Genomic DNA, 22927 nt, shown 5'->3' with positions numbered 1-22927 from the left:
CGGCGCCCGCCAGGCGCGCCGGCGCTCGAGGCGCTTGAGCAAATCGTGAAGTCGGCCACGGCGTTCGCTCAATTGATCAAATACCGGGCGGGCGCTGCTGACGCTGGCGGGCGGCATCCATAAACAGAAACGGCAGCGCCGGCGGATGCCGTGCTGCCGTCGTCGGGCGGGGCGGCTCGGCGCCTGCCCCGTGGCCCAGGCCCGAGGGCCTCAGTCGTTTTCTTCGTAGCCGATCTTCTTTAGCCGGTAGGCCAGCGCCGGGCGGGTCAGGCCGAGCAGGCGCGCGGCGGCGGAAATGTTGTTCTGCGCGCGCTGCATCGCCTCGCGCATCAGGCTGGCCTCCACCTCGTCGAGGCTCACGCCGCTGGCGAAGATCTGCTCGAGCCAGCCGCCCTGGCCGTCGCCGGCGCGCTGGATCAGCGCGCCGGCGCTGGACAGCCCCTCGCTGGCGCCGCCGTCGAAGGCGACCCCGGGGAACAGCGCCTCGACGCTGATGCTCTCGTTGCTCTCGGTGAGGATCACCCCGCGCTCCATGACGTTTTCCAGCTCGCGGATGTTGCCCGGCCACTGGTAGCGCACGCAGGCCTCCAGCGCGCGGTCGGACAGGCCCAGGGTCTTCTTGCCGTACTCGCTGTGGAACTTGCGCAGGAAGTGCTCGGCCAGTAGCGGGATGTCCTCGCGCCGCGCGCGCAGCGGCGGGATCTGCACCGGGAACACGTTGAGCCGGTAGAACAGGTCGGCGCGGAACTTGCCGGCCTTGACCGCCTCGCCCAGGTCCTCGTTGGTGGCGGCGATCACCCGCACGTCGATCTGCCGCGTGTGGTCGCCACCGACCCGCTCCAGCTCGCCCTCCTGCAGCACGCGCAGCAGCGTGGCCTGGGCGCGCGGGGTCAGCTCGACCACCTCGTCGAGGAAGATGGTGCCGCCGTTGGCGCGCTCGAAGCGGCCGATGCGCGACTGGGTGGCGCCGGTGTAGGCGCCCTTGTCGACGCCGAACAGCTCGGCCTCGATCAGGTCCGGCGGGATTGCCGCGCAGTTGACCGCGACGAAGGACTCCTTGGCGCGCTCGCTGCGCAGGTGCACGCTGCGCGCGATCACCTCCTTGCCGACCCCGGTCTCGCCCTGGATCAGCACCGAGACCTTGCCGCGCGCAGCCTTGTCGATGGTCTCGCAGATGCGCTTGTAGGCCGGCGACTGGCCGATGCCGTAGTACTGGCCGTCCTGCTGGCACAGCCGGTTGCGCAGGTTGCTGACCTGCGACTGCAGGTCGTAGAGCTCCTCCATCACCGGGTCGCTCTTGAAGTAGGCCTTGAAGTCGCTGGTGTCGCCCCACTCCTCGGCCAGCTTGCCGACGATCCGGCAGCGGTCGTCGCCGCGCCCGCGGCAGGTGACTTCCTTGAAGATCACCTCGCGGCCCATGAACGCCGAGCTGTAGCTGCAGGCGTAGCCGAGCAGAGTCCAGCAGGCCGGCTCGTCCATCAGGCCCAGCTCGGCCTGGCAGATCTCCACCTCGAAGGAATCGATCCACTCGACCTCGACATGGAAGCGCCCGCTCTGGATGTCGATGTCCACCTCGATCGGCCGCGCCTTGACCAGGCCCTTGAGCGAGTGCAGCTGCGGGCCGGCGAGGAAGATCTCCAGCTCGCTGCAGTCGGGGCGCAGCTTGCGCGCCAGCTCGGCATCCTTGAGCCCGGACTGGTAACCCAGGCGCAGGAAGAAGCCCTTGGCCCGCTCGATGCCGATCAGCTCGATCAGCTCGCGGCGGAAATTGGCCAGCGCCGAAAGCTGCATCAGCAGCATGCGCTGCTCGCCGAACCAGATCTTGCCCTCGGTGGTCTGGAAGCGGATCTGGTTGCTCAGATCGTGGAAATCCGAGTACTGCAGCTGGGGTTTGTACGTGATAGCCATCAGGCCTCCCCTGTTTTTGTTGTGTGCGGGGTTCCGGTCCCTGGGCGGCGACAACTGCCCCCCTCCATCGTGCCGCGACTGTATAGCCCGGCTGTCGGGCAAGGGAAGGGCGCGGCGCGGCTATCGCACCAAATGATCAGGCGCGCCGGCGGCCAGCGGCCGCTGGAGCATTTGCGCAAAAAGCCCGTGGGCGATTGAGCAAATGATCAATTCGCCCCGCCTGGCGGCTCGCCCGGGGCCTCCCCCCAAGCTCGCACGAACACCTTGCCTCCTTCCTAAAAGGCCTTTTCGAACAAGCACTTGCAAGAAAATTTCGGCCCCCTGCGCAGGCCTTGGCATAGCCGTTGCTCAAGCCCTGTCGGCAAGCAGTGCAACCGCAAGAGGCCGCCATGAACGACGCCAACATCCCCTTTGATCAGCTCAAGCGCTATGTGCGCCTGCGCAGCAAGCCGGAGGCGGAGTTCGTCGAGTTCGACTTCGCCATCGGCTATCCGGACCTGTTCGTCGAGTTGGTCCTGCCGCGCCAGGCCTTCGCCGAGTTCTGCCGTCACAACCGGGTGGAACTGATGGACGAGGCGATGGCCGCCGCGGTGGACGAGGACATGTTCAAGTGGCGCTTCGGCAAGGCCGGCCGGCGAATGCCGACCGACGACTGAGGCGCGCTCTGCCTGACAACCGGACAAACAAAAACAAAACGGTACGGTGACATGAGCATAGAGATCAAAACCAATACGGCGGAACCGATCCGCCAGACCTTCAGCCACACCCGCCGCCGCTTCGGCGACAAGCCGGCCACCCGCTACCAGGAGGCCAGCTACGACATCGAAGCGAAGATCAACTTCCACTACCGCCCGCAGTGGCAGCCGGACAAGGCACTCAACGACCCGACCCGCACCTGCCTGCAGATGCGCGACTGGTACGCCGTTTCCGACCCGCGCCAGTACTACTACGGCACCTATGTGCAGGCCCGCGCCCGCATGCAGGAAACCGCCGAGCACGACTACGCCTTCTGCGAGAAGCGCGACCTGCTGACCCGCCTGCCCGAGGCCCAGCGCCAGCGCCTGGTCGAGCTGCTGGTGCCGCTGCGCCACGCCGAGCTGGCCGCCAACATGAGCAACAGCGGCATCTCCGCCGACTGCTGGGCGACCACCATCACCCAGGCGCACATCTACCACGCCATGGATCGCCTGGGCATCGCCCAGTACCTCTCGCGCATCGGCCTGATGCTCGACGGCAGCACCGGCACCGCGCTGGACGCCGCCAAGCGCCAGTGGCTGGACGCCGCCGAGTGGCAGCCGCTGCGCCGCCTGGTCGAGGACAGCCTGGTGGTCAAGGACTGGTTCGAGCTGTCGCTGCTGCAGAACCTGGTGCTCGACGGCCTGCTCTACCCGCTGCTCTACCAGAAGTTCGACGAAACCCTCTCGGCCGAGGGCGCCGGCGACGTCGGCATGCTCACCGAGTTCATGCGCACCTGGTTCGCCGAAAGCTCGCGCTGGGTCGACGCCATGGTCAAGACGGTGGCCGCCGAGAGCCCGGAGAACCGCGCACAGATCGAAGCCTGGATCGAGCACTGGCGCGGTCGCGTGGTCGAGGCGCTGGCACCGCTGGCCGAGAAGGGCCCGGGGCAGGACGCGCTGACCGCGGTGCAGCAGGAATTCGCCACCCGCCTGGCCAAGCTCGGCCTGTTCAACCAGTAAGGAGCGCTGTCATGTCCCTCGTCTATATCGCCCTGCAAGACAACGACAACGCCCGCTACCTGGTGGACGGCATCACCCAGGACAACCCCCACGCGGTGGTGCAGCACCAGCCGGCGATGATCCGCATCGAGGCCGAAGGCCGCCTGGAGATTCGCCGCGACACCATGGAAGAGAAGTTCGGCCGCCCCTGGGACATCCAGGAAATGCACCTGGACGTGATCACCATCGGTGGCAACGTCGACGAGGACGACGACCGTTTCGTCCTCGAGTGGAAAAACTGATTTCGGAGCCCGCGTCATGACCGACAACAAGAAAAAACTCGGCCTGAAGGACAAGTACCGCTACCTCACCCGCGACCTCGACTGGGAGCCGAGCTACCAGAAGAAGGAAGACATCTTCCCCCACGAGCGCTTCGAGGGCATCAAGATCACCGACTGGGACAAGTGGGAGGACCCCTTCCGCCTGACCATGGACGCCTACTGGAAGTACCAGGCCGAGAAGGAGAAGAAGCTCTACGCGATCCTCGACGCCTTCGCCCAGAACAACGGCCAGCAGAGCATCTCCGATGCGCGCTACGTCAACGCGCTGAAGCTGTTCCTGACCGGCATCAGCCCCTGCGAGTACCAGGCGTTCCAGGGCTTCGCCCGGGTCGGCCGGCACTTCGGCGGCGCCGGTGCACGGGTCGCCTGCCAGATGCAGGCGATCGACGAGCTGCGTCACGTGCAGACCCAGGTCCACGCGATGAGCCACTACAACAAGCACTTCAACGGCCTGCACGACTTCACCCACATGCACGACCGGGTGTGGTTCCTCTCGGTGCCCAAGTCGTTCTTCGACGATGCGCGCAGCGCCGGGCCGTTCGAGTTCCTCACCGCGATCTCGTTCTCCTTCGAGTACGTGCTGACCAACCTGTTGTTCGTGCCCTTCATGTCCGGCGCCGCCTACAACGGCGACATGGCCACCGTCACCTTCGGCTTCTCGGCGCAGTCCGACGAGGCGCGGCACATGACCCTGGGCCTGGAAGTGATCAAGTTCATGCTCGAGCAGCACGAGGACAACGTGCCGATCATCCAGGGCTGGATCGACAAGTGGTTCTGGCGCGGCAACCGCCTGCTCTGTCTGGTCGGCATGATGATGGACTACATGCTGCCCAATAAGGTGATGTCCTGGGCCGAGGCCTGGGAGGTCTACTTCGAGCAGGCCGGCGGCGCACTGTTCAAGGACCTGGAGCGCTACGGCATCCGCCCGCCGAAGTACGTCGAGCAGTGCATGGAAGCCAAGCAGCACGTCAGCCACCAGGCCTGGGCGACCTTCTACCAGTACAGCCAGGCGACCAACTTCCACACCTGGATGCCCAGCGAAGAAGAGATGGACTGGCTCTCGGCCAAGTACCCGAACACCTTCGACCAGTACTACCGCGCGCGCTTCACCTTCTGGCGCGAACAGCAGGAGAAGGGCCAGCGCTTCTACAACAACACCCTGCCGCAGCTGTGCCAGGTGTGCCAGATCCCGGCGATCTTCACCGAGCCGGGCGACCCCACCAAGCTCAGCCACCGCAGCCACGTGCACGAGGGCGAGCGCTACCACTTCTGCTCCGACGGCTGCCGCGACATCTTCAAGAACCAGCCCGAGAAGTACGTCCAGGCCTGGCTGCCGGTGCACCAGATCTACCAGGGCAACTGCGGCGGCGCCGACGTCGAGTCGGTGGTGCGCGACTACTACAACATCGAGCTCGGGGTGGACAACTTCGAGTACCTCGGCTCGCCGGACCACCAGCGCTGGCAGCTGTGGAAGGGCGAAAAACCCCTGGCACCGCTGAAGCAGGCGAGCTGACCGAGCCGCGCCACGGGGCGGTGAACGCCGCCCCGTCCCAACTCCAAGAACAAGAGGGACACCCCATGACCGTCAACGCCATCGGCGAATACCGCTTCGCCCCGCGCGATCTCGAAGCCAACTTCCACGGCCAGCGCCTGCTGTACCTCGGCTGGGACCGCCACCTGATGTTCTGCTCGCCGTTCGCCTTCCTGGTCAAGCCGCAGATGACCTTCGCCGAGCTGCTCGAGCAGGTCGTCATGCCGGCCATCGCCGCGCACCCGGACAGCGCCCGCGCCGACCTGCGCCAGGCCACCTGGTACCTGAACGACGCGCCGTTCAGCCCCGACTTCGACGCCAGCCTGGAGGCCAACGGCCTGCGCCACAAGGACATGCTGCGCATGGACACCCCCGGCCTGAACGGCCTCGAAGGCAGCTGCAGCTGAGGAGGTTGCCATGAGCTATCAAGTCACCATCGAGCCGACCGGCGACGTGATCGAGGTCGAGGACGGCCAGACCATCCTCCAGGCTGCCCTGCGCCAGGGCGTCTGGCTGCCATTCGCCTGCGGCCACGGCACCTGCGCGACCTGCAAGGTGCAGGTGCTCGAAGGCGACGTCGACGTCGGCGCTGCCTCGCCCTTCGCGCTGATGGACATGGAGCGCGAGGAAGGCAAGGTGCTGGCCTGCTGCGCGCTGCCGCAGAGCGACGTGGTGATCGAGGCCGACATCGAGGTGGACCCGGATTTCGCCGGCCATCCGGTGGAGGACTTCCGCGCCAGCGTGACCGCCATCGAGGACCTCTCGCCGACCATCAAGGGCCTGCACCTCAAGCTCGACCGGCCGATGCGCTTCCAGGCCGGCCAGTACATCAACCTCGAGCTGCCGGGCATCGAGGGCAGCCGCGCCTTCTCCCTGGCCAACCCACCGGGCAAGGCCGACGAGGTGGAACTGCACGTGCGCCTGGTCGAGGGCGGCGCGGCGACCGGCTACATCCACCGCGAGCTGAAGGTGGGCGATGCGCTCAAGCTGTCCGGCCCCTACGGCCAGTTCTTCGTGCGCGATTCGCAGGCCGGCGACCTGATCTTCATCGCCGGCGGCTCGGGGCTGTCCAGCCCGCAGTCGATGATCCTCGACCTGCTGGCGCGCGGCGACTCGCGGCAGATCACCCTGTTCCAGGGCGCGCGCAACGTCGCCGAGCTGTACAACCGCGCGCTGTTCGAGGACCTGGCCGCCAGGCACGCCAACTTCCGCTACGTCCCGGCGCTCAACCAGGTCGCCGACGACGAGGCCTGGGACGGCTTCCGCGGCTTCGTCCACGAGGCGGCCAAGGAGTATTTCGGCGGCCGCTTCAGCGACCACAAGGCCTACCTGTGCGGCCCGCCGCCAATGATCGACGCGGCCATCACCACCCTGATGCAGGGCCGGCTGTTCGAGCGCGACATCTTCATGGAGCGCTTCCTCACCGCCGCCGATGGCGCCGGCGAGGGCACCCGCTCGGCCCTGTTCAAGAAGATCTGAGGGTGCCTGCCATGGGCCAGCGTTATCGCATCACCGAAACCGCCAGCGGCGCGAGCTTCTTCTGCGAGGAAGGCCAGAGCGTGCTGCAGGCCATGGAGAGCCAGCACCTGGGCTGCGTCAAGGTCGGCTGCCGCGGCGGCGGCTGCGGCCTGTGCCGGGTGCAGGTGCACAGCGGCCGCTACGAATGCGGGCGCATGAGCATCCGCCACATCAATGCCCAGGCCCGCGAGCTGGGCCAGGCGCTGGCCTGCCGGCTGCTGCCGCACAGCGACCTGGCCATCGAGTTCCTCGGCCTGGCCGATTCCCAGGAGCCGGCCCCGGCGCCTGTTTCCCCCGTCATGACCCAACAACAAAGACAAGAGGTGTCGAAATGAAAAAAGGTGTACTGCGTCCGGGCCACGTGCAGCTGCGCGTGCTGGACATGACCAGGGCCCTGGAGCACTACGTCGACCTGCTCGGCCTGATCGAGATGGACCGCGACGACAAGGGCCGCGTCTACCTCAAGGGCTGGACCGAGACCGACAAGTTCTCCGTGGTGCTGCGCGAGGCCGACGAGCCGGGGCTGGACTTCATGGCCTTCAAGGTCATCGACGACGCCACCCTCGGCCGCCTCACCGAGGACCTGGTGGCCTTCGGCTGCGCGGTGGAAAGCATTCCCGCCGGCGAGCTGAAGGACTGCGGCCGGCGCATCCGCTTCCAGGCGCCGTCCGGGCACCGCTTCGAGCTGTATGCCGAGAAGAAGGTCACCGGCAAGTGGGGCCTGGCCGAGGTCAACCCGGAAGCCTGGCCGCGCGGCCTCAAGGGCATGCGCGCCACGCGCATGGACCACGCGCTGCTGTACGGCGACGAGCTGCCGGCCACCCTGCGCCTGTTCACCGAGGTGCTCGGCTTCAGCCTCGCCGAGCAGGTGCTCGACCCGGAGGGCAACCGCATCGCGCAGTTCCTCACCCTGAGCATGAAGGCCCACGACGTGGCGTTCATCCATCACCCGGAGAAGGGCAAGCTGCACCACGTGTCGTTCTTCCTCGACACCTGGGACGACGTGCTGCGCGCCGCCGACCTGATCTCGATGACCAACACCTCGATCGACATCGGCCCGACCCGCCACGGCCTGACCCACGGCAAGACCATCTACTTCTTCGACCCCTCGGGCAACCGCAACGAGGTGTTCTGCGGCGGCGACTACCACTACCCCGATCAGCCCACCGTGACCTGGACCACCGACCAGCTGGGCAAGGCGATCTTCTACCACGACCGCCAGCTCAACGAGCGCTTCCTCACCGCGCTGACCTGACCCGAATCGCCTGGAACACGAGCGTGCACATGAAAGAGATCAAGCATTTCATCAACGGACAGTACGTCGGCTCGGCCGGCGGCAAGCTGTTCGACAACGTCAACCCGGCCAACGGCCAGGTGATCGCCAAGATCCACGAGGCCGGCGAGGCCGAGGTCGACGCCGCGGTCAAGGCCGCGCGCGCCGCGCTGAAGGGCCCGTGGGGCAAGATGACCGTGGCCGAGCGCACCGAGATCCTGCATCGCGTCGCCGACGGCATCACCGCGCGCTTCGACGAGTTCCTCGAGGCCGAGTGCCTGGACACCGGCAAGCCGAAATCGCTGGCCAGCCACATCGACATCCCGCGCGGCGCGGCCAACTTCAAGGTGTTCGCCGACCTGATCAAGAACGTCGCCACCGAAGCCTTCGAGATGGCCACCCCGGACGGCGCCGGCGCGCTGAACTACGCGGTGCGCCGGCCCAAGGGGGTGATCGGCGTGATCAGCCCGTGGAACCTGCCGCTGCTGCTGATGACCTGGAAGGTCGGCCCGGCGCTGGCCTGCGGCAACACCGTGGTGGTCAAGCCGTCCGAGGAAACCCCCACCACCACCGCGCTGCTCGGCGAGGTGATGAACGCCGCCGGCGTGCCGGCCGGCGTCTACAACGTGGTGCACGGCTTCGGCGGCAACTCGGCCGGCGCCTTCCTCACCGCCCACCCGGACGTCGACGCGATCACCTTCACCGGCGAGACCGGCACCGGCGAGACCATCATGCGCGCCGCCGCCAAGGGCGTGCGCCAGGTCTCCCTGGAGCTGGGCGGCAAGAACGCCGGCATCGTGTTCGCCGACTGCGACCTGGACAAGGCCATCGAGGGCACCCTGCGCTCGGCCTTCGCCAACTGCGGCCAGGTCTGCCTGGGCACCGAGCGGGTCTACGTCGAGCGGCCGATCTTCGACGAATTCGTCGCCCGCCTGAAGGCCGGCGCCGAGGCGCTGAAGATCGGCGAGCCGAACGACCCGGAGGCCAACTTCGGCTCCCTGGTTAGCCACAAGCACCGCGAGAAGGTGCTCTCCTACTACCAGAAGGCCAGGGACGAGGGCGCCACCATCGTCACCGGCGGCGGCGTGCCGGAGATGCCGGCGCACCTGGCCGGCGGCGCCTGGGTGCAACCGACCATCTGGACCGGCCTGCCGGACGACTCGGCGGTGGTCACCGAGGAAATCTTCGGCCCGTGCTGCCACATCCGCCCGTTCGACAGCGAGGAGGAAGCCATCGAGCTGGCCAACAGCCTGCCCTACGGCCTGGCCTCGGCGATCTGGACCGAGAACGCCTCGCGCGCGCACCGCGTCGCCGGGCAGATCGAGGCCGGCATCGTCTGGGTCAACAGCTGGTTCCTGCGCGACCTGCGCACCGCCTTCGGCGGCGCCAAGCAGTCGGGCATCGGCCGCGAAGGCGGGGTGCACTCGCTGGAGTTCTACACCGAGCTGAAGAACATCTGCGTGAAGCTCTGAGGACCCAGGCCATGAACGCACCCCAGCAGAGTCCGGAAATCGGCCGCGAGATCCTCGCCGCCGGCTACCGCACCAACCTGCATGACCAGGGCCAGGGCTTCCCGCTGCTGCTGATCCACGGCTCCGGCCCCGGCGTCACCGCCTGGGCCAACTGGCGCGGGATCATCCCGCAGCTGGCGCAGACGCGCCGGGTGATCGCCCCGGACATGCTTGGCTTCGGCTACAGCGAACGGCCGGCCGATGCGCAGTACAGCCAGCAACGCTGGGTCGCGCATGCCATCGGCGTGCTCGATGCCCTGGGCATCGAGCACGCCGACATCGTCGGCAACTCGTTCGGCGGTGGCCTGGCGCTGGCCCTGGCCATCCGCCACCCCGAGCGGGTGCGCCGGCTGGTGCTGATGGGCAGCGTCGGCGTCAGCTTCCCGCTCACCGCGGGGCTCGACGCGGCCTGGGGCTACACGCCGTCGCTGGCCAACATGCGCCGGCTGCTCGACCTGTTCGCCTGGGACCGCAACCTGGTCAACGACGAGCTCGCCGAGCTGCGCTACCAGGCCAGCATCCGCCCGGGCTTCCAGGAGTCGTTCGCCGCGATGTTCCCGCCACCGCGGCAGAACGGCATCGAGGATCTGGCCAGCCGCGAGGCCGACATCCGCGCCCTGCCCCACGAAACCCTGGTCATCCACGGCCGCGAGGACCGGATCATCCCGCTGGAGGCTTCGCTGCGCCTGGCCGGGCTGATCCCCAACAGCCAGCTGCACGTGTTCGGCCATTGCGGCCACTGGACGCAGATCGAACACGCCAACCGTTTCGCCCGCCTGGTCGAGGACTTCCTCGCCGAGGCGGACCGTACCCCATCCTGAGAGAACCATCATGGACAAGACATTGATCGACCAGCTCGGCGACGAGCTCTACCAGGCGATGGTCCAGCGCGAGACCGTCACCCCGCTGACCAGCCGCGGCTTCGACATCAGCGTCGAGGATGCCTACCACATCTCCCTGCGCATGCTCGAACGGCGCCTGGCCGCCGGCGAGCGGGTGATCGGCAAGAAGATCGGCGTCACCAGCAAGGCCGTGCAGAACATGCTCGGCGTGCACCAGCCGGACTTCGGCTACCTCACCGACGCGATGGTCTACAACAGCGGCGAGGCCATGCCGATCAGCGAGAAGCTGATCCAGCCGCGCGCCGAGGGCGAGATCGCCTTCATCCTGAAGAAGGACCTGATGGGCCCGGGCGTGACCAACGCCGACGTGCTGGCCGCCACCGAGTGCGTGATCCCCTGCTTCGAAGTGGTCGATTCGCGCATCCAGGACTGGAAGATCAAGATCCAGGACACCGTCGCGGACAACGCCTCCTGCGGGCTGTTCGTGCTCGGCGACCAGGCCGTGTCGCCGCGCCAGGTCGACCTGGTCACCTGCGGCATGCTGGTGGAGAAGAACGGCCAGCTGCTGTCCACCGGCGCCGGCGCCGCGGCGCTGGGCTCGCCGGTCAACTGCGTGGCCTGGCTGGCCAACACCCTCGGCCGCTTCGGCATCGGCCTCAAGGCCGGCGAAGTGATCCTCTCCGGCTCGCTGGTACCGCTGGAGCCGGCCAAGGCCGGCGACTTCATGCGCGTCGAGATCGGCGGCATCGGCAGCGCCAGCGTGCGCTTCACCTGATTAGAACAAGAACAGGGGAAACACCCATGAGCAAGAAACTGAAAGCCGCGATCATCGGCCCGGGCAACATCGGCACCGACCTGGTGATGAAGATGCTGCGTTCCGAGTGGATCGAGCCGGTGTGGATGGTCGGCATCGACCCCGAGTCCGACGGCTTGAAGCGCGCCCGCGAGTTCGGCCTGAAGACCACCGCAGAAGGCGTCGACGGCCTGCTGCCGCACGTGCTCGACGACGACATCCGCATCGCCTTCGATGCCACCAGCGCCTACGTGCACGCCGAGAACAGCCGCAAGCTCAACGAACTGGGCGTGCTGATGGTCGACCTGACCCCGGCCGCCATCGGCCCCTACTGCGTGCCGCCGGTGAACCTCAAGCAGCACGTCGGCACCCTGGAAATGAACGTCAACATGGTCACCTGCGGTGGCCAGGCGACCATCCCGATGGTCGCCGCGGTGTCGCGCGTGCAGCCGGTGGCCTACGGCGAGATCGTCGCCACCGTGTCCTCGCGCTCCATCGGCCCGGGCACCCGCAAGAACATCGACGAATTCACCCGCACCACCGCCGGCGCCATCGAGCAGGTCGGCGGGGCGAAGGAAGGCAAGGCGATCATCGTCGTCAACCCGGCCGAGCCGCCACTGATGATGCGCGACACCATCCACTGCCTGACCGAAACCGAGCCGGACCAGGACGCCATCACCGCGTCGGTCCACGCCATGATCGCCGAGGTGCAGAAGTACGTGCCCGGCTACCGGCTGAAGAACGGCCCGGTGTTCGACGGCAACCGCGTGTCGATCTTCATGGAGGTCGAGGGCCTGGGCGACTACCTGCCCAAGTACGCCGGCAACCTGGACATCATGACCGCCGCCGCGCTGCGCACCGGCGAGCTGTTCGCCGAGGAAATCGCCACCGGCACCATTCAACTGCCACGTCGTGAAGCGGCCCTGGCCTGAGGAGTAGCACCATGAATCTCACCGGCAAGAACGTCACCCTGCACGACATGAGCCTGCGCGACGGCATGCACGCCAAGCGCCACCAGATCAGCCTCGAGCAGATGGTCGCGGTGGCCACCGGCCTCGATGCCGCCGGCATGCCGCTGATCGAGATCACCCACGGTGACGGCCTGGGCGGCCGCTCGATCAACTACGGCTTCCCCGCGCACAGCGACGAGGAATACCTGCGTGCGGTGATCCCGCGTCTCAAGCAGGCCAAGGTCTCCGCCCTGCTGCTGCCGGGCATCGGCACGGTCGACCACCTGAAGATGGCGCTCGACTGTGGCGTCTCGACCATTCGCGTGGCGACCCACTGCACCGAGGCCGACGTCTCCGAGCAGCACATCGGCATGGCGCGCAAGCTCGGCGCCGACACCGTGGGCTTCCTGATGATGGCGCACATGATCAGCGCGGAAAAAGTGCTCGAGCAGGCCCGGCTGATGGAGAGCTACGGCGCCAACTGCATCTACTGCACCGACTCGGCCGGCTACATGCTGCCCGACGAGGTCAGCGAGAAGATCGGCCTGCTGCGCGCCGAGCTGAACCCGGCCACCGAGATCGGCTTCCACGGCCACCACAACATGGGCATGGCCATCGCCAACTCGCTGGCCGCCATCGAGGCCGGCGCCAGCCGTATCGACGGCTCGGTGGCGGGCCTCGGCGCCGGTGCCGGCAACACCCCGCTGGAGGTGTTCGTCGCCGTGTGCAAGCGCATGGGCGTGGAGACCGGCATCGACCTGTACAAGATCATGGACGTCGCCGAGGATATCGTCGTGCCGATGATGGACCAGCCGATCCGCGTCGACCGCGACGCGCTGACCCTGGGCTACGCCGGCGTGTACAGCTCGTTTTTGCTGTTCGCCCAGCGCGCCGAGAAGAAATACGGCGTGCCGGCGCGCGACATCCTCGTCGAGCTCGGCCGCCGCGGCACCGTCGGTGGCCAGGAAGACATGATCGAAGACCTTGCCCTGGACATGTCCCGGGCCCGCCAGACCCAGAAGGTGAGCGCATGAACCGTACCCTGACCCACGAGCAGGTGCTGGCCCTGGCCGAGCACGTGGAAAACGCCGAACTCCAGGCCCACGACATCCACAAGGTCACCAACGACTACCCCGAGATGACCTTCGCCGACGCCTACGACATCCAGTGGGAGATCCGCCGGCGCAAGGAGGCGCGCGGCAACAAGATCGTCGGCCTGAAGATGGGCCTGACCTCCTGGGCAAAGATGGCGCAGATGGGCGTCGAGACGCCGATCTACGGCTTCCTCGCCGACTACTTCAGCGTGCCGGACGGCGGCACGGTGAACTGCGCCGAGCTGATCCACCCGAAGATCGAGGCGGAGATCTCGGTGGTCACCAAGGCACCGCTCAAGGGCCCGGGCTGCCACATCGGCGACGTGATCGCGGCGATCGACTACGTGATCCCCACCGTCGAGGTGATCGACTCGCGCTACGAGAACTTCAAGTTCGACCTGATCAGCGTGGTCGCCGACAACGCCTCCTCGACGCGCTTCATCACCGGCGGGCAGATGGCCAGCCTGGAGGACGTCGACCTGCGCACCCTCGGCGTGGTGATGGAGAAGAACGGCGAGGTGGTGGAGGTCGGTGCCGGCGCCGCGGTGCTCGGCCACCCGCTGTCCAGCGTGGCGATGCTGGCCAACCTCTTGGCCGAGCGCGGCGAGCACATCCCGGCCGGCACCTTCATCATGACCGGCGGCATCACCGCCGCGGTGGCGGTGGCGCCGGGCGACAACATCACCGTGCGCTACCAGGGGCTGGGCAGCGTGTCCGCACGCTTCGTCTGAGCCAACCGGCCGCCCCTCCCGGGCGGCCCCCTTTTTTGCGAGGAGCGACCCATGCCCATTGCCCAGATCCATATCCTCGAAGGCCGCAGCGACGAGCAGAAGGAGGCGCTGATCCGCGAGGTCAGCCAGGCCATCTCGCGCTCGCTGGACGCGCCGCTGGCCAGCGTGCGGGTGATCATCACCGAGATGCCCAAGGTCCACTTCGGCATCGGCGGCGAGAGCGCCAAGGCGCTCGGCCGTTGAGCGCGGCCCCGGAGTTGCCATGAAGACCCTCCGCGAGCCTTCGCTGCACTGGGAAGCGGCCGCGACCGCTGCCCGTGCCGCCGTGGCCCACGCCGAGCAGCTGGGCGTGCGCATCCACGTCAGCGTGGTCGACCGTGCCGGCCTGCCGCTGGCCTACCTGCGCATGAACGGCGCCTTCCTGCATTCCGAAGGCATCGCCGTGGACAAGGCCTACACCGCGGCGAGCTTCGGCTTCGCCACCCGCGACTGGCTCGAGGTGCTCGGCGACAACCCGCGCCTGCAGATCGGCCTGCCCAGGCGCGAGCGGCTGGTGGTGGTCGGCGGCGGCCTGCCGATCCTGCTGGACGGCGAATGCGTCGGCGGCATCGGCGTGTCCGGCGCCGCGGAGGAGCAGGACGAAGCCTGCGCCGCGGCGGCGCTGCAGGCCATCGGCGCGGCGGGCTATCCGGCGGCCGGCTGAAGCTGCCATGCTGCGGCGACGCTATCGGCAGGCGTCTACCCATCCTCCCTAACGACAACACCGAGGCCCCCGCGCTGCCGGACGGCGGCACGAGGCAGGCCCGAGGAGGCGATCCCATGACCGCTCCGGTCAGCCTTGCCCACCCTTCCCCGAGTCCGGGCCAGCGCGGCCTGCCCTTCGCCATGCGGCCCTGGCTGCGCTCGCACGACATGGACGAGGCGGCGGCGGTGCTCAACACCCAGGTCGAGGAGCGCCGCGTGCAGCCGCGCCGGCGCGGCGCCGCCGACATCCTCTTCACCCTGCAGGCGATGCCGCAGCTCAAGCTGTTCGGCGCGCAATGGGGCGCGGAACTGAAGGTCAGCTCGCGGCCGCTGGCCAGCTGGCACGGCATCCTGCCGCTGCACGGCGCGGTGACCAGCCACCCGGACGGCCAGCAGGCCGGCCCCGGCGACCTGCTGATGTTCACCCCCGGCCACCAGGTCGAGGTGGTCTGGCACGAAGGCACCCGGGCGCTGGTCATCGCGCTGGACGGCGCCTGCCTGAACGACCACATGCTGCGCCACCACCAGAGCGAGGCGACGCGCGTGCCGCCCCAGGCGCAGCTGATCTGCCGGCGCAACCCGGCGCTGGCGAGCCTCGGCAACCTGGTACGCCTGGTCGACGGCGAGGCCGGCAGTTCGTCGGGCCTGCTCGCCACCGCGGTCGGCCAGCAGCACCTGCAGCACCTGTTCTGCGAGAACCTGCTGTACCTGATCCCCTCGCTCAGCGCGCTGCCGCAGCGCAGCCTGCTGCCGGGCACGGTCAAGCGGGTGGTCGACTACGTGCACGCCAACCTCGACCAGCCGCTGTGCATCAGCCAACTGGTGACCGTCAGCGGTGCCAGCCGGCGCAGCCTGGAACAGGCCTTTCGCCGCTACCTGGGCACCAGCCCGCAGCGCTATATCCAGCGCTGCAAGCTGAACGTGATCCGCGAGATGCTGCTGCGCCACCAGCCCGGCGAGCTGCAGTTGTGCGAGCTGGCCTTCCGCTGGGGCTTCGCCCAGCCCAGCCACTTCACCACCCTGTACAAGCAGGCCTTCGGCGAGCTGCCCTCGCAGACCCTCAACCGCCGGCCCTGACGCCGGCGGCGCGCGCCTCGCGAAAACAGAAAACCCCGCGAGGCGATCCTCGCGGGGTTTCAGGCAGTGCGTGTCAGGCGGGTTACTTGAAGCAGTGCTCGTACAGGCAGGTCTCGAAGCCGTACTTGATCTTCACCGGGCCGAGCAGCACGTTGTTGCGCTGCACGTAGGCGTCCCACTCCTGCTTGAGCTCGGCCAGCTTGGCCGGCTCGGCCTTGGCCAGGTCATGCGCCTCGACCGGGTCCTTGGCCAGGTTGTAGAGCTGCCACTCGGCGCTGCCGTAGGGCGCGGTCATCCAGGTCATCTTCCAGTCACCCTTGCGCAGGGCGCGGCGGCCGAACAGCTCCCAGCCCACCGCGCGCTCGGCCACCGCCTGGCCCTGCAGCCCGGCGAGCATCGACACGCCCTGCATGGGCTGCACCTCGCGGCCGCGGAACTGCGTGCCGGGGTGCTTGACACCGGCCAGCTCGAGGATGGTCGGCATCACGTCCATCACGTGGAAGAACTGCTTGTTCAGGCTGCCGGCCTGCGCGTTCAGGCTGGGGTGGCGGATGATCACCGGCACCGAGGTGCCACCCTGGCTGGTAAAGCCCTTGAAGAACGGGAACGGCGTGGCGCCGACCTGCGCCCACTGCGCGCCGTAGTCGATGTAGGAACCCTTGCGGCCCATGTTCTGCAGGCTGTTGTCGAAGTCGCTGGCCATCCACTCGCGGTTGCCCGGCAGGTCGATCGGGCTGTTGCCGTCGGCGCCGTTGTCGGACATGAACAGCACGAAGGTGTTGTCCAGTTCGCCGCTCTGGCGCAGGTGCTCGAGCAGGCGGCCGATGTGATGGTCCATGTTGTCGACCATCGCCGCGTAGATCTCCATGCTGCGCGCCTCGCGCTGGCGCTCCTCCTCGCTGAGCTGCTCCCAGCTGGGCAGGCCGCCGGCCATCGGCGTGTTGGCCTCGACGTCGGCCGGCACCAGGCCGAGCTGCTTCATCCGCGCCAGGCGTTGCTGGCGCAGCGCCTCGTAGCCTTCGGCGTAGCGGCCCTGGTACTTGTCGAGCCACTGGTCCGGCGCATGCAGCGGCCAGTGCGGCGCGGTGTAGGAGAGCACCGCCAGGAACGGCTTGCCTGCGGCCTTGTCCTGCTCGATGTAGTCGATCAGGCGATCGGTGTAGAACTCGCTGGAGAAGAAGCCCTTGGGCACCTCGACCTGCTTGCCGTCCTCGCGGTAGATGGCCTTGGGATCGACGCTGATGATCGCCTTCTGGTCATCGAAGTGGCTGGCGCCGCCCTGGATCAGCACGAACGAGCGGTCGAAGCCGCGCGCCTTGGGGCTGAGTTCCTCGGTGCGCCCCAGGTGCCACTTGCCGGTGGTGTAGGTGTTGTAGCCGGCGTCCTGCATGACCTCGGCGAGGTTGGCCACGCGCTGGTTGAGGTAGCCCTCGTAGCCCGGCTGGCCCTTCTGGAAGTCCTGGGTCAGCTCGCCCATGTTGCCCAGGCCCGCCTGGTGGCTGTCGGTGCCGCTGAGCAGCATCGAGCGGGTCGGCGAGCAGGTCGGCGCGGCCTGGAAGTTGGTCAGGCGCACGCCTTGCTGGGCCAGCGCATCCAGGTTGGGCGTCTCGATCTCGCCGCCGAAGCTGCCCAGGTCGCTGTAGCCCAGGTCGTCGGCGACGATGATCAGGAAGTTCGGTTTCTCGGCGGCCTGGCAGGCCAGGCTGGCCAGTCCGGTGATGCAGAGCGCTAGGCTCAGGTGCCTCAGTTTCATGGGATGGTTCCTCTTCTTGTTGTGGTCGGGCTCCAGGGCCCTTTCCCTTGCACCCGGTGCACCCGGCGGGAGCACGCGGGCAATGGCAGCCGCCGGGCGGCTTACCAGATCTTCCAGGTGTAGGTGGCGGCCAGGCGGTTCTCGTTGAAGTCGTTGCCGTGGCGGAACTTGGCGTCGATGTTCATCCAGTTGAAGCCCAGGCCCTTGAGCGGGCCGTCCTGCACCACGTAGCCGAGCACGAAGTCGCGCTCGCTCTCGCCGGTGGAGCTCAGGCCCGGGCCGCGGTCGATGCCGCTGCCGCGGATGTAGCGGGTCATCAGCTGCAGGCCGGGGATGCCCTGGGCGGCGAAGTCGTAGTCGTAGCGCACCTGCCAGGAGCTCTCGTTGGCGCGGTAGAAGGCCAGCGCCGACCAGTTCACCAGGTGCGGCTGCGGGGTGTAGCCGTTGAGCAGCGGGAAGTTGCTGTCGCCGAGCATGCGCTGGTAGCCGAGGCTGAAGCTGTGGCCGCCCTTCTTCAGCGCGCTGAGCAGGCCGTAGCTGCGGTTGTCGATCTCGCCGTAGAGCGCCTCGCCGTCCTCGCGGTTGTGGTAGTAGCGCAGGTCGGTCTTCAGGCTGTAGCCGCCGCCCAGCGCAGTGTTGTGCGCAAGGCCCAGGTAGTGCTGCTGGTAGATGTCCTCCAGCTGGCCGTAGAAGTAGGTGGCCGACAGGCTGGGGCCGAAGGCGTAGCTGCCGCCGGCGAAGTTGAGCCCGTCGCTGGGCCGCCGCGGGCCGCCGGGGCGGGTGAACAGGTAGAGCTTCTCGTGGTTGGACGACTCGCGCGTGGCGATCTCGCTGAAGCGTCCGGCGGTCAGGCTCAGGCCGTCGATCTCCTGCGAGGTGATCTGCACGCCGTGGTAGGTGCTGGCCAGCTGGCGGCTGTCATCGAAGAAGGCCACCGGCAGGCGCGGACGATGTTCGCCAACGGTCAGCTCGGTCTTGGAATAGCGCACCTTGGCGGTCAGCGCGGCGCGGCCGTAGTCGCGGACCTGCTCGCCCCGGCTGGCATCGTAGGGAATGATGGTGTCCGGGCCGCGCCCGCCGCCGCCATCGAGCCGGTAGGCGTACTGCGCCGAGGCATCCAGGCCGAACTGCAGCGGGCCCTCGGTGTAGCCGGACTGCAGGCGCAGGTCGAAGCCCTGGGTCCAGCTGCCGACCCGCGAGCGCGCCGGGTCGTCGCCGCGAAAGTCGCGGTCGATATAGAAGTTGCGCAAGCCGAGGTTCAGCTGGCTGTCGCCGATCAGGTCCGCCTGGGCCGCCAGCGGGCAGAGCAGGAGCAGCAGGCTGGCGCGGGTCAGGGCGCTGCTGCGTGAAGGCGCCAGGGGCGGCCTGGCGATGGGGTGCGTGGCTGTCGCTGCCATGGGTGGGTCTCCGCAAGGTTCTTGTTGTTGTTTGCGTGCCCAGTATTTCCAAGCCGGCCGGCGACCGTTATCCGCTGCGCGCAGGCGCTGATGTCAAAGCGCAGCTATCGTCTGCCGAGGGCTGGCCGCCGGCCGGCGGGCGCGGGCAGCATGCCGTTGACACCGACCCCCTAGCCGCGCGGAACCTGCCATGCCGACTGCCCTTCGCCGCCCCGCTTCCCTGCGCGCCGCCTGCGCCCTGCTGCTGTCGCTGCTGTTCGCGCTGTTGGCCTGCAGCCGCGAGGGCCGGGCCGAGGAAACGGCCAGCCATGTCGGCAGCCAGGCCTGCGCCGACTGCCATGCCGAGCAGTTCCGGGCCTGGCGCGGCTCGCAGCACGCCCGCGCGATGCAGCACGCGACGCCGGAGACGGTACTGGGCGACTTCGCCGACGCGCGCTTCGTCTACGCCGGCGTCGCCTCGCGCTTCTATCGCCGCGACGGGCGCTTCTTCGTCGAGACCGACGGCGCCGACGGCCAGTTGGGCGAGTTCGAGATCCGCTACACCTTCGGCGTCGAGCCGCTGCAGCAGTACCTGGTGGAATTTCCGGACGGCCGCCTGCAGGCGCTGTCGATCGCCTGGGACAGCCGCCCGGCCGCTGCCGGCGGCCAGCGCTGGTTCCACCTCTATCCGGACGAGGCGGTCGACCACCGCGACGAGCTGCACTGGACGCGGCCTTCGCAGAACTGGAACCACATGTGCGCCGACTGCCATTCGACCGGCCTGCACAAGGGCTACGACGCCGGCAGCGACACCTTCGCCTCGCGCTGGGCGGAGATCAGCGTCGGCTGCGAGGCCTGCCACGGCCCGGGCTCGGCGCACCTGCGCTGGGCGCGCGACGGTGGCCAGGCGCCGCACAAGGGCCTGGCGCTGCTGCTCGACGAGCGCCGCGGGGTCAGCTGGCGGCGCACGCTGGAGCAGCTCACCGCCCGGCGCGACACCCCGCTGGCCGCGCACAAGGAACAGCCGATCTGCGCGCAGTGCCACGCACGGCGCAGCCAGATCGCCGAGGGCTATCAGCCGGGCAAGCCGCTGCTCGACCACTACAGCCCCGCCCTGCTCGAACCCGGGCTGTACCACGCCGACGGCCAGCAGCGCGAGGAGGTGTTCATCTCCGGCTCCTTCGAGCAGAGCCGCATGCACGCCGCGGGCGTCACCTGCAGCGACTGCCACGAGCCGCACGGCCAGCAGCTGCGCGCCGAGGGCAACGCGCTATGCAGCCAGTGCCATGCGCCCGCCGCCTTCGACACGCCCAGGCATCACTTCCACCCGGCCGGCTCGGCCGGCGCGCAGTGCACCAGCTGCCACATGCCGGAGACCACCTACATGGTCATCGACCCGCGGCGCGACCACAGCCTGCGCATCCCGCGCCCGGACCTGAGCGCCGCACTCGGCACGCCCAACGTCTGCACTGGCTGCCACCAGGACCGCTCCGCCGACTGGGCCGCACAGGCCATCCGTCGCCACCACCCGGCGCCCGTGCCCGGCTACCAGCGCTTCGCCGAAACCTGGTCGGCAGCCGGGCGTGGCGAGCCGGGTGCCGCCGCCGCGCTGGCCGAGCTGCTCGCCGACCCGGCGCAACCGCCGCTGGTACGGGCCAGCTCGGCGGCGCGCCTGGGCCAGGCCGGCGCAACACCGCACGGGCCAGCGCTGCGCGCCGCCCTCGAAGAACCCGATGGGCAGGTACGCCGTGCCGCGCTGGGTGCACTCGAGGCCCTGCCGGCCGGGCAACGCGCCGACTGGCTGGCGCCGCTGCTCGACGATCCGCTGCGCAGCGTGCGCAGCGAGGCCGCGCGGGTGCTGGCCGACGTGCCGCTGCCGGTCGCGCGGCAGGCGGCGTTCACCCGCGCCCTGGGCGAATACGAAGCGCAGCTGGCGCTGCATGCCGATCGCGCCGAGGCACGCAGCGAGCTGGCCCGCCTGCGCCAGCGCCAGGGCCGCCCGGGCGAGGCCGTCGCGGCCTTGCAACAGGCGCTGCGCCTCGATCCGCTGTATGTGCCGGCCTATCTGGAGCTGGCCGAACTGCGCCGCGGCGCCGGCGACGAACGCGCCGCCGAGGCGTTGCTGCGCGAAGGCCTGGCGCAGCGCCCGGCAACCGCGGCGCTGCACTATGCGCTGGGCCTGAGCCTGGTGCGCCAGCAACGCCGGGACGAAGCCCGCGGCCAGCTCGAACAGGCGCAGCAACTGGCGCCGAACGAGGCGCGCTATGCCTTCGCCCTGGCCCTGGCACTGCAATCGCAGGCGCCGGGCAAGGCGCTGGCCCTGGTGCAGCGCAGCCTGGCGCAGCACCCCAACGACGCCAACCTGCTCTGGCTGGCGGCTGCCTACAGCTTGGCGCGGGGCGAGCCGGCGGCCGCGGCCGCGCATGCCGAGCGGCTGCTGCAGGTCGACCCCGGCTCGCGCCAGGCCCGGGCGCTGCTGCAACAGGCCCGCGCCCGCCTGGCGCCGCGCTGAGGCGAGCGGCTCAGGCGCCGCCAGCCTCGGCGTGGCGCGGCAGGCCGAGGGAAATCAGCGCGGCCAGCAACACGAAGGCGGTCGACACCCAGAGGCAGGCCGCCAGGCCATGGGCCTGGAACACCCAGCCCGAGAGCAGCGTGCCGAGCAGCCGGCCGAGGGCGTTGGACATGTAGTAGAAGCCGACGTCGAGCGAGACGCCGTCCTCGCGGGCGTAGCTGACGATCAGGTAGCTGTGCAGCGAGGAGTTGACCGCGAACAGCACGCCGAACAGCAGCAGCCCGCCGATCAGCAGCGGCTGCGCCGGCAGCGTGCTGCCCAGGCCGAGGGCGATCAGCGCCGGCAACGCCCCCAGCAGCGCGGCCCAGACAAAGGCGGCACGGCCGTCCGGTACCCGGCCGCGGCGCTTGCCGGTCAGATGGGGGGCGAATGACTGCACGATGCCGTAGCCGATCACCCAGGCGGCAAGAAAGCCGCCGACCTGCCAGAAGTCCCAGCCAAAGGTCGCGGACAGGTACACCGGCAGCGCCACCACGAACCAGACGTCGCGGGCGCCGAACAGGAACAGGCGGGCGGCGGAAAGGATGTTGATCGCCCGGCTCTTGGACAGCAGCTCGCTGAACTTGGGCTTGTGCCTGGCCTTGCCCATGTCCCGTTTCAGCAGCAGCAGGCTGGCCAGCCAGACCAGCGCCAGCACCGCGGCCATCGCCAGCACCGCCCCGGCGAAGCCGAGCAGCGCCAGCAGCGCGCCGCCGAGGAAGAAGCCGACGCCCTTGAGCGCGTTCTTCGAGCCGGTCAAGAGCGCCACCCACTTGAACAGCGTGCCCTGCCGGCCCTCCGGCACCAGCAGCTTGATCGAGCTCTTGGCGCTCATCTTGTTGAGGTCCTTGGCGATGCCGGACAGCGCCTGCGCCGCCATCACCCAGGGCACCGTGAGCAGCGCCGCCGGCAGCGTCAGCATCAGCAGCGCCACCACCTGCAGGCCGAGGCCGATGTTCATCGTGCGGTTCAGCCCGAGCCGCGCACCGAGCCAGCCGCCGACCAGGTTGGTGACCACCCCGAAGATCTCGTAGAACAGGAACAGCGCGGCGATCGCCAGCGGGCTGTAGCCCAGGCCGTGGAAATGCAGCACCACCAGCATGCGCAGCGCGCCGTCGGTGAGGGTGAAGGCCCAGTAGTTGCCGGTGACCACGAGGTACTGGCGGATTTCCGGAGAGAGGCGGGTGAGAGCGTGCATAAGTATGTCCGGCCTGGCCTGGGGTGGGACAGGTGGAAAAGGCCTAGGGCCGTTTTCCAC

General features: G+C 68.7%; 22 protein-coding genes. 18 read left to right on the top strand and 4 right to left on the bottom strand.

The annotated features are described in order from the left end of the window. Positions 1-210: 210 nt before the first annotated feature. Positions 211-1908, bottom strand: coding sequence for a sigma-54-dependent Fis family transcriptional regulator (locus L3N39_RS01650; RefSeq protein WP_237255471.1), 1698 nt, complete (start codon positions 1906-1908; stop codon positions 211-213). A 389-nt stretch (positions 1909-2297) separates the two neighbouring features. On the opposite strand from L3N39_RS01650, the gene L3N39_RS01645 reads away from it, so the two are divergent. The 17 genes from L3N39_RS01645 to L3N39_RS01565 all read left to right on the top strand — a co-directional run bounded on the left by L3N39_RS01645 (position 2298) and on the right by L3N39_RS01565 (position 15989). Continuing rightward, positions 2298-2564, top strand: a complete 267-nt coding sequence (locus tag L3N39_RS01645) for a phenol hydroxylase subunit (RefSeq protein ID WP_237255470.1) — start codon at positions 2298-2300, stop codon at positions 2562-2564. Between the two features lie 51 nt (positions 2565-2615). Further along, the gene (locus tag L3N39_RS01640) at positions 2616-3605 is read left to right on the top strand and encodes an aromatic/alkene monooxygenase hydroxylase subunit beta (protein WP_237255469.1); all 990 of its coding nucleotides are present in this window, start codon (positions 2616-2618) and stop codon (positions 3603-3605) included. An 11-nt stretch (positions 3606-3616) separates the two neighbouring features. Further along, positions 3617-3886: an MmoB/DmpM family protein gene (locus L3N39_RS01635; RefSeq protein WP_165562447.1), complete on the top strand. Its 270-nt coding sequence runs from the start codon at positions 3617-3619 to the stop codon at positions 3884-3886. A gap of 16 nt (positions 3887-3902) precedes the next feature. Next, positions 3903-5438 (top strand): aromatic/alkene/methane monooxygenase hydroxylase/oxygenase subunit alpha, encoded by a 1536-nt coding sequence (locus tag L3N39_RS01630; RefSeq protein WP_237255468.1) that lies wholly within the window; start codon positions 3903-3905, stop codon positions 5436-5438. A gap of 65 nt (positions 5439-5503) precedes the next feature. Further along, a complete protein-coding gene (locus tag L3N39_RS01625; RefSeq protein WP_237255467.1) occupies positions 5504-5863 on the top strand; it encodes a phenol hydroxylase subunit P4 in 360 nt (119 codons plus the stop codon). A gap of 10 nt (positions 5864-5873) precedes the next feature. Then, entirely contained in the window at positions 5874-6935 is a 1062-nt protein-coding gene (locus L3N39_RS01620; RefSeq protein WP_237255466.1) for an NADH:ubiquinone reductase (Na(+)-transporting) subunit F, read from the top strand. Positions 6936-6946: 11 nt separating this feature from the next. After that, the gene (locus tag L3N39_RS01615; protein ID WP_237255465.1) at positions 6947-7309 is read left to right on the top strand and encodes a 2Fe-2S iron-sulfur cluster-binding protein; all 363 of its coding nucleotides are present in this window, start codon (positions 6947-6949) and stop codon (positions 7307-7309) included. After that, positions 7306-8229, top strand: a complete 924-nt coding sequence (locus tag L3N39_RS01610; RefSeq protein WP_237255464.1) for a catechol 2,3-dioxygenase — start codon at positions 7306-7308, stop codon at positions 8227-8229. The genes L3N39_RS01615 and L3N39_RS01610 overlap by 4 nt, the downstream gene beginning before the upstream one ends. Positions 8230-8258: 29 nt before the next feature. Further along, positions 8259-9719 (top strand): 2-hydroxymuconic semialdehyde dehydrogenase, encoded by a 1461-nt coding sequence (locus L3N39_RS01605; RefSeq protein ID WP_237255463.1) that lies wholly within the window; start codon positions 8259-8261, stop codon positions 9717-9719. 11 nt (positions 9720-9730) lie between these two features. Beyond that, positions 9731-10579, top strand: a complete 849-nt coding sequence (locus L3N39_RS01600) for an alpha/beta fold hydrolase (RefSeq protein WP_237255462.1) — start codon at positions 9731-9733, stop codon at positions 10577-10579. Between the two features lie 10 nt (positions 10580-10589). Further along, complete coding sequence (gene dmpE, locus L3N39_RS01595) at positions 10590-11375, top strand: 2-oxopent-4-enoate hydratase (RefSeq protein ID WP_237255461.1); 786 nt, start codon at positions 10590-10592, stop codon at positions 11373-11375. Positions 11376-11401: 26 nt separating this feature from the next. Beyond that, entirely contained in the window at positions 11402-12325 is a 924-nt protein-coding gene (locus tag L3N39_RS01590; RefSeq protein ID WP_237255460.1) for an acetaldehyde dehydrogenase (acetylating), read from the top strand. An 11-nt stretch (positions 12326-12336) separates the two neighbouring features. Next, a complete protein-coding gene (gene dmpG, locus L3N39_RS01585; RefSeq protein ID WP_237255459.1) occupies positions 12337-13377 on the top strand; it encodes a 4-hydroxy-2-oxovalerate aldolase in 1041 nt (346 codons plus the stop codon). Further along, positions 13374-14168, top strand: a complete 795-nt coding sequence (gene dmpH, locus L3N39_RS01580) for a 2-oxo-3-hexenedioate decarboxylase (RefSeq protein ID WP_165562436.1) — start codon at positions 13374-13376, stop codon at positions 14166-14168. The genes dmpG and dmpH overlap by 4 nt, the downstream gene beginning before the upstream one ends. Positions 14169-14219: 51 nt before the next feature. Further along, positions 14220-14411, top strand: a complete 192-nt coding sequence (locus tag L3N39_RS01575; RefSeq protein WP_126621860.1) for a 2-hydroxymuconate tautomerase — start codon at positions 14220-14222, stop codon at positions 14409-14411. Between the two features lie 19 nt (positions 14412-14430). Continuing rightward, on the top strand, positions 14431-14871 hold the full coding sequence (locus tag L3N39_RS01570) for a GlcG/HbpS family heme-binding protein (protein ID WP_165562434.1): 441 nt from the start codon (positions 14431-14433) through the stop codon (positions 14869-14871). 116 nt (positions 14872-14987) lie between these two features. Further along, the gene (locus L3N39_RS01565; RefSeq protein ID WP_237255458.1) at positions 14988-15989 is read left to right on the top strand and encodes an AraC family transcriptional regulator; all 1002 of its coding nucleotides are present in this window, start codon (positions 14988-14990) and stop codon (positions 15987-15989) included. 82 nt (positions 15990-16071) lie between these two features. On the opposite strand, the gene L3N39_RS01560 is transcribed toward L3N39_RS01565, so the two are convergent. Further along, entirely contained in the window at positions 16072-17742 is a 1671-nt protein-coding gene (locus L3N39_RS01560) for an arylsulfatase (protein WP_237255457.1), read from the bottom strand. A gap of 101 nt (positions 17743-17843) precedes the next feature. Next, positions 17844-19139 (bottom strand): OprD family porin, encoded by a 1296-nt coding sequence (locus L3N39_RS01555; protein ID WP_237255456.1) that lies wholly within the window; start codon positions 19137-19139, stop codon positions 17844-17846. A gap of 190 nt (positions 19140-19329) precedes the next feature. Here L3N39_RS01555 and L3N39_RS01550 point away from each other — a divergent pair, with 190 nt between their 5' ends. Continuing rightward, the gene (locus L3N39_RS01550; RefSeq protein WP_237255455.1) at positions 19330-21630 is read left to right on the top strand and encodes a multiheme c-type cytochrome; all 2301 of its coding nucleotides are present in this window, start codon (positions 19330-19332) and stop codon (positions 21628-21630) included. Positions 21631-21640: 10 nt separating this feature from the next. On the opposite strand, the gene arsJ is transcribed toward L3N39_RS01550, so the two are convergent. Next, positions 21641-22867 carry an organoarsenical effux MFS transporter ArsJ gene (gene arsJ / locus L3N39_RS01545; RefSeq protein ID WP_237255454.1) on the bottom strand — a complete coding sequence of 409 codons (1227 nt, stop codon included), beginning with the start codon at positions 22865-22867 and terminating at the stop codon, positions 21641-21643. Positions 22868-22927 lie beyond the last annotated feature (60 nt).

Origin of the sequence: Pseudomonas oligotrophica (genome assembly GCF_021726475.1) — a bacterium.
In the GTDB taxonomy this organism is placed as follows: domain Bacteria; phylum Pseudomonadota; class Gammaproteobacteria; order Pseudomonadales; family Pseudomonadaceae; genus Stutzerimonas; species Stutzerimonas oligotrophica.
Note: the sequence above shows the minus strand (reverse complement) of the source record. Positions and strands in the feature narration are given on the sequence as shown.

Excerpts from the sequence above, each read along its gene's own strand:
- L3N39_RS01650 (WP_237255471.1), bottom strand. The coding sequence starts at position 1,908 with ATGGCTATCACGTACAAACCCCAGCTGCAGTACTCGGATTTCCACGAT.
- L3N39_RS01645 (WP_237255470.1), top strand. The coding sequence starts at position 2,298 with ATGAACGACGCCAACATCCCCTTTGATCAGCTCAAGCGCTATGTGCGC.
- L3N39_RS01640 (WP_237255469.1), top strand. The coding sequence starts at position 2,616 with ATGAGCATAGAGATCAAAACCAATACGGCGGAACCGATCCGCCAGACC.
- L3N39_RS01635 (WP_165562447.1), top strand. The coding sequence starts at position 3,617 with ATGTCCCTCGTCTATATCGCCCTGCAAGACAACGACAACGCCCGCTAC.
- L3N39_RS01630 (WP_237255468.1), top strand. The coding sequence starts at position 3,903 with ATGACCGACAACAAGAAAAAACTCGGCCTGAAGGACAAGTACCGCTAC.
- L3N39_RS01625 (WP_237255467.1), top strand. The coding sequence starts at position 5,504 with ATGACCGTCAACGCCATCGGCGAATACCGCTTCGCCCCGCGCGATCTC.
- L3N39_RS01620 (WP_237255466.1), top strand. The coding sequence starts at position 5,874 with ATGAGCTATCAAGTCACCATCGAGCCGACCGGCGACGTGATCGAGGTC.
- L3N39_RS01615 (WP_237255465.1), top strand. The coding sequence starts at position 6,947 with ATGGGCCAGCGTTATCGCATCACCGAAACCGCCAGCGGCGCGAGCTTC.
- L3N39_RS01610 (WP_237255464.1), top strand. The coding sequence starts at position 7,306 with ATGAAAAAAGGTGTACTGCGTCCGGGCCACGTGCAGCTGCGCGTGCTG.
- L3N39_RS01605 (WP_237255463.1), top strand. The coding sequence starts at position 8,259 with ATGAAAGAGATCAAGCATTTCATCAACGGACAGTACGTCGGCTCGGCC.
- L3N39_RS01600 (WP_237255462.1), top strand. The coding sequence starts at position 9,731 with ATGAACGCACCCCAGCAGAGTCCGGAAATCGGCCGCGAGATCCTCGCC.
- dmpE (WP_237255461.1), top strand. The coding sequence starts at position 10,590 with ATGGACAAGACATTGATCGACCAGCTCGGCGACGAGCTCTACCAGGCG.
- L3N39_RS01590 (WP_237255460.1), top strand. The coding sequence starts at position 11,402 with ATGAGCAAGAAACTGAAAGCCGCGATCATCGGCCCGGGCAACATCGGC.
- dmpG (WP_237255459.1), top strand. The coding sequence starts at position 12,337 with ATGAATCTCACCGGCAAGAACGTCACCCTGCACGACATGAGCCTGCGC.
- dmpH (WP_165562436.1), top strand. The coding sequence starts at position 13,374 with ATGAACCGTACCCTGACCCACGAGCAGGTGCTGGCCCTGGCCGAGCAC.
- L3N39_RS01575 (WP_126621860.1), top strand. The coding sequence starts at position 14,220 with ATGCCCATTGCCCAGATCCATATCCTCGAAGGCCGCAGCGACGAGCAG.
- L3N39_RS01570 (WP_165562434.1), top strand. The coding sequence starts at position 14,431 with ATGAAGACCCTCCGCGAGCCTTCGCTGCACTGGGAAGCGGCCGCGACC.
- L3N39_RS01565 (WP_237255458.1), top strand. The coding sequence starts at position 14,988 with ATGACCGCTCCGGTCAGCCTTGCCCACCCTTCCCCGAGTCCGGGCCAG.
- L3N39_RS01560 (WP_237255457.1), bottom strand. The coding sequence starts at position 17,742 with ATGAAACTGAGGCACCTGAGCCTAGCGCTCTGCATCACCGGACTGGCC.
- L3N39_RS01555 (WP_237255456.1), bottom strand. The coding sequence starts at position 19,139 with ATGGCAGCGACAGCCACGCACCCCATCGCCAGGCCGCCCCTGGCGCCT.
- L3N39_RS01550 (WP_237255455.1), top strand. The coding sequence starts at position 19,330 with ATGCCGACTGCCCTTCGCCGCCCCGCTTCCCTGCGCGCCGCCTGCGCC.
- arsJ (WP_237255454.1), bottom strand. The coding sequence starts at position 22,867 with ATGCACGCTCTCACCCGCCTCTCTCCGGAAATCCGCCAGTACCTCGTG.